Consider the following 5194-nt stretch of genomic DNA (forward strand, 5'->3'; position numbering starts at 1 on the left):
TGAGACGGCACCCTAGGAAAGCGAAGCCATTCAATACGAAGTATTGTATAAATAGAGAACAGCAGTAAGATATTTTCTAATTGAAAATTATCTTACTGCTGTTTTTTAGGGATTTATGTCCCAGCCTTATTTCATAAAGAAAGTGTCTTAACAATGAATTTTGATAAAAACAATGTCAATAGAGAACATGCGTACTTATCAACAAAGAGTGAATAACTTGTGGATAAAAGGTGTTGATAACGTCATTTATTGTGGATATCAGGTGGGAAAACAGAAAATAAATGATTGATTAGTGTTAATTTACTTGTGGATAACTAGGATAAGTCTGTGGATAGCTATAATATCAGCGTTTTTATTGTGAATAAAAAAAATAAAATTTGTAAAAAAATAACTCTAACTATAGCGATTTTACAGTTAGAGTTATGTATATTTTTATAGTTTTTGTTGTAATTCTTCCCATTTAGACATAGCGTGTTCTAATTTTTGTTCGCTATCTTGTTTTTGGATAGCTAATTCGTTTGCTTTTTGTGGATTGTTATACACTTCTGGTTGGGTTAATTGCTCGTCTATTTGTAAGATAGTAGTCTCTAAAGTTTCTATTTCATTTTCACACTCGGATATTTGTCGTTCAAGTTTGCGTTGTTCACGTCTTTGTTCTTTTTGGTTATGATACGACGATTGTTCCATAGACTTTTTATGTGCTTGTACGTTAACTGACTGTTCTTCTTGGTGCGCTTTCAACGCTTCCGCTTCCTCAACTTTTTCAATGTAATATTGATAATCTCCTAAATACATCTTTCCGCCATCAATTGTTAAATCAAATACCTTGTTTGCTAATTGGTTAATAAAGTAACGATCATGGGAAACAAATAGTATTGTTCCTTCAAAATGTTGGAGTGCTTGCTCTAACATTTCTTTTGAATCTATATCGAGGTGGTTGGTAGGTTCATCTAAAATAAGTACATTGTCACGTTGCAACATAAGTAGTGCTAGTTGTAAACGTGCTTTTTCACCACCAGATAAATCATTAATTATCTTTTTAACATCGTCTTGTACAAATAAGAAACGTCCAAGAACTGCTCGAATATCTTTTTCATTCATTAACGGATATTGATCCCACACATAATCTAAAATCGTTTTACTAGATTTAAATTCTGCTTGCTTTTGATCATAATAACCAATTTGTAAATTTGCGCCGAAAGTAATATCGCCATTAAGCGCTTTTTGTTGATTAGCAATAGTTTTAATTAAGGTCGATTTTCCAATACCATTTGGCCCAATGATTGCTATATGATCGCCTTTAGAGACCTCTATACTCATAGGTTTGGTAATTGCAGTTTGATAACCGATTTCTAAATTTTTTACATGCATGACGTCATTACCTGTATTCCGGTCAAAGCCAAATTGAATATTTGCACTTTTGGCATCTAACATTGGTTTATCAATGCGTTCCATTTTTTCTAAAATCTTACGTCTACTTTTTGCCATTCCACTTGTTGAAGCACGGGTAATATTTTTCTCAACAAAAGTTTCTAATCGTTTTATTTCTGCTTGTTGACTTTCATATTCTTGCATTCGTTTTTGATAATATAAATCCCGTTGCTGTATAAATTCCTCGTAATTACCAACATAGCGTTTGACATCACCTAAAGCCACATCATAAATTTGAGTAACTATTTTATCTAAAAAGTAACGATCATGGCTGATGATGACGATTGCACCTTTAAAATAACGTAGATAATCTTCAAGCCACTTTGTCGTTTCTAAATCTAAGTGGTTAGTAGGTTCATCTAAAAGTAATAAATCAGGTTCGTTTAATAGCATTTGAGCTAAAGATAAACGTGTTTTTTGGCCACCGCTAAAATCATTGATAGGTTTATTGAAATCTTCTTCACTAAAATTTAACCCGTAAAGTACTGTTTTAATTTTACTTTCATATTGATATCCTTCTAATTGTTCAAATTGATTCGATAAAGATTCATAACGGGACATATGTGTTTTATATGTATCACTATCGTAATCATTTGCATGTTTTGATAACCAATCTGTTTCTTCTTTGATTAAGCTTTCCATTCGTTTAATATGTTCAAATGGTTTTGACATTTCTTCAAAAACTGTTGCATTAGAATTTAAAGTCATTTGTTGAGTTAAATAACCTAGTTTTAAGTTTTTAATTTTTGACACATTTCCAGAATCATAGTTTTCTACGCCAGCTATAATTTTCATCAATGTTGATTTACCGGCGCCATTTCTTCCTACGATACCAATTCGTTCACCAGTTTTTACTTCAAAATCAACATCAGTAAATATATCTTCACCATCGAACGATTTTGATATATGATTGAGTTGTAAAAGTATCATTCGATCTTCACCTTTCGTCTTTCGCAAATTTTATTAACTTATGAAAAAAGTCGTAATTATTACATTAATAACCATTTTACAGTATAAAACGCCGTCTTGAAACTAAGATATTTATTTTTAAAATTCAATAATGTATAATATTTAGGTATTCATTGTAATCAATTATTTGTTTTTTAATAATCTAACAATTACGCTCTAACTCGTTTGAATACATAGATATAATTCATTCAAACACGAAGGAGGAAATAGCGAATGAGTGACCAAGTTAAAATTCCTCGAGCAACTTTAAAACGTTTGCCGTTATATTATAGATTTGTCAGTTCATTAAAATCTAAAGGTATAGATCGTGTAAATTCAAAAGCGATTAGCGATGCGTTACAAATTGACTCGGCAACAATTCGTCGTGACTTTTCATATTTTGGCGAATTAGGTAAAAAAGGGTACGGATATAATATAGATAGTTTATTGGATTTCTTTAAATCTGAACTAAGCGAGAGTGACATGATCAAAATCGCAATTGTCGGAGTTGGGAACCTAGGGAAAGCTTTGCTCACATATAACTTTTCAATACATGACGATATGACGATTACAGAAGCGTTTGACGTAAAAGAAGATGTTATTGGCCAGAAAATAGGGAACGTTATTGTAAAAGATAACGATGAATTAATAACAACATTGAAGAAGGAAGAAATAGATGTTGTGATTCTAACTACACCAGAAAGAGTTGCACAGAAAGTTGCAGATGAACTCGTCCAAGCTGGTGTGAAAGGTATTTTAAACTTCACTCCTGGTAGAATTAATACGCCTTCAGATGTGCAAGTACATCAAATTGACTTAGGTATAGAATTACAGTCATTATTATTCTTTATGAAAAATTACAGTGAATAAATGTGATGTTAGCTTTGAATGATTAACCTTGTTATATCTTTAATTAATTATAGAACAGTCTGGGACTAAGTATGTCTCAGGCTTTTTCTGTTATGTTTGAAAATGAAAGGAAAAACTATTGTGCTGATAAATATATTATAGGTTAATAAATTAACACGTAGAGATATAATGATGAATCGTAATTAATCGCCTTCCTTATATGAATATAATATAAATATCAAAAATATTGTGTATAAGGTTGAAAACAAGAAAATCATCACCTATAATACATACTAAACTTATCGGAAATGAGGGGTTAGGATTATGTGGATGATTTTTAGTGGCTTAATTGTCGGGGGACTCTTAGGTTTTGTCATGCAAAGAACAAGATTTTGTTTAACAGGTGGCTTTCGAGATATGTATGTGCAAAAGAATAATAAGATGTTCTATGCATTATTAATCGCTATTACTATTCAAAGTATAGGATTATTGATTTTGACGGCAACAGATATTTTACAAATTCCTGCACATAGTTTTCCAATATTGGGAACAATTATAGGTTCTTTTATATTTGGAATTGGAATAGTATTGGCTGGAGGGTGTGCAACAGGTACTTGGTATCGCGCTGGTGAAGGGCTAATTGGTAGTTGGATTGCATTGGTATTATATGCTGTTACTGCAGCAATCACTAAAACAGGGATTTTAAAGCCAGTAATGGATAAAATTAATCAACCAACGAATGTAAATAGTGATATGTCTCAAACAACTGGCATTCCGTTTTGGGGATTAGTCGTTATATTAACTATAATCACCATTTTTCTAGTTGTAAGAACACTCAATAATAAGAAAGTTCGAGTTGCTGTTCCAAAACTAAAGCAACGTTATACAGGTATTAGATATTACCTTTTCGAAAAACGATACCACCCATTTATTGCAGCAATTGTAATTGGACTTATCGCACTCTTAGCTTGGCCAATGAGTGCATCAACTGGAAGAAATGACGGTTTAGGTATAACAACGCCATCAGCAAATTTAGTACACTTTTTGATTACAGGTGAAACTAAATTTATTGATTGGGGTGTCTTTTTAGTTCTAGGAATTTTCATTGGTTCATATATTGCAGCTAGAGGATCAAGAGAATTTAAATGGCGATTGCCAGACAAGATTACAATACGAAACAGTGCTATTGGTGGCATATGTATGGGATTTGGTGCGTCAGTTGCTGGTGGTTGTTCTATCGGTAACGGTTTGGTTGAAACAGCAACGATGACTTGGCAAGGATGGATTGCGCTAGCATCGATGATAGTTGGTGTATGGACAATGAGTCATTTTATCTTTGTTCGTCCAATGAAAAAAGTACAACAACAATCAGCAAAGGTTAAACAGCAAACGCAAATAGTATAGAAGATTATTATGCAAATGATGTTGATCAAATAAAAGTGATTGGAAAAGGAGAAATAATTATGATACACGAATTAGGTACAGTAGGAATGGTATGTCCATTTCCGTTAATTGAAGCGCAAAAGAAAATGGCAACATTGCAACCTGGAGATGAATTAAAAATTGATTTTGATTGCACGCAAGCGACGGAAGCTATTCCAAATTGGGCAGCAGAAAATGGATATCCTGTAACAAACTATGAACAAATTGATAATGCTTCATGGACAATTACAATTCAAAAAGTTTAACGTTATCATTTTAACAATAAAATAGATATTAGATTCTATGGCTACTTCCGCTAATTTAAAAGTGAGTAAGTAGTCTTTTTTGTTTTAGTTCATGAAATCATTTTTATATAGTGTGGCACATTTTATTCCAAAAGATGTAATAAAACTTAACGCATTTTTGCTTTTTATAAATTGTCAGATTATTATGAAAACAAGGGAGTGGTAAGTATGAATCTTAACGATACGATATTTATGTTTTTGTGTACATTATTAGTTTGGTTAATGACACCAGGATTAAG

The 5194-nt window shown here is 32.0% G+C and carries 6 protein-coding genes; 5 read left to right on the forward strand and 1 reads right to left on the reverse strand.

The genetic code is table 11. The annotated features are described in order from the left end of the window. Nucleotides 1-160 precede the first annotated feature (160 nt). Nucleotides 161-289 (forward strand): hypothetical protein, encoded by a 129-nt coding sequence (locus IDG63_RS13970; protein WP_001790685.1) that lies wholly within the window; start codon nt 161-163, stop codon nt 287-289. A 143-nt stretch (nt 290-432) separates the two neighbouring features. Here the strand turns inward: IDG63_RS13970 and IDG63_RS13975 are convergent, their stop codons facing one another. Then, complete coding sequence (locus IDG63_RS13975) at nt 433-2361, reverse strand: ABC-F family ATP-binding cassette domain-containing protein (protein WP_000602074.1); 1929 nt, start codon at nt 2359-2361, stop codon at nt 433-435. Between the two features lie 252 nt (nt 2362-2613). On the opposite strand from IDG63_RS13975, the gene IDG63_RS13980 reads away from it, so the two are divergent. From IDG63_RS13980 to IDG63_RS13995, 4 genes are all read left to right on the forward strand, one after another. Further along, nucleotides 2614-3249 carry a redox-sensing transcriptional repressor Rex gene (locus IDG63_RS13980; RefSeq protein ID WP_001283612.1) on the forward strand — a complete coding sequence of 212 codons (636 nt, stop codon included), beginning with the start codon at nt 2614-2616 and terminating at the stop codon, nt 3247-3249. 303 nt (nt 3250-3552) lie between these two features. Then, nucleotides 3553-4632: a YeeE/YedE family protein gene (locus IDG63_RS13985; RefSeq protein WP_000266884.1), complete on the forward strand. Its 1080-nt coding sequence runs from the start codon at nt 3553-3555 to the stop codon at nt 4630-4632. A gap of 59 nt (nt 4633-4691) precedes the next feature. Then, nucleotides 4692-4916 (forward strand): sulfurtransferase TusA family protein, encoded by a 225-nt coding sequence (locus IDG63_RS13990; protein ID WP_000581075.1) that lies wholly within the window; start codon nt 4692-4694, stop codon nt 4914-4916. A gap of 207 nt (nt 4917-5123) precedes the next feature. Continuing rightward, nucleotides 5124-5194, forward strand: a 71-nt coding sequence (locus IDG63_RS13995) for an ammonium transporter (protein ID WP_206176462.1), incomplete at its 3' end; no start/stop codon positions are given.

Source organism: Staphylococcus sp. EG-SA-14, assembly GCF_017151935.1.
GTDB lineage: Bacteria > Bacillota > Bacilli > Staphylococcales > Staphylococcaceae > Staphylococcus > Staphylococcus aureus.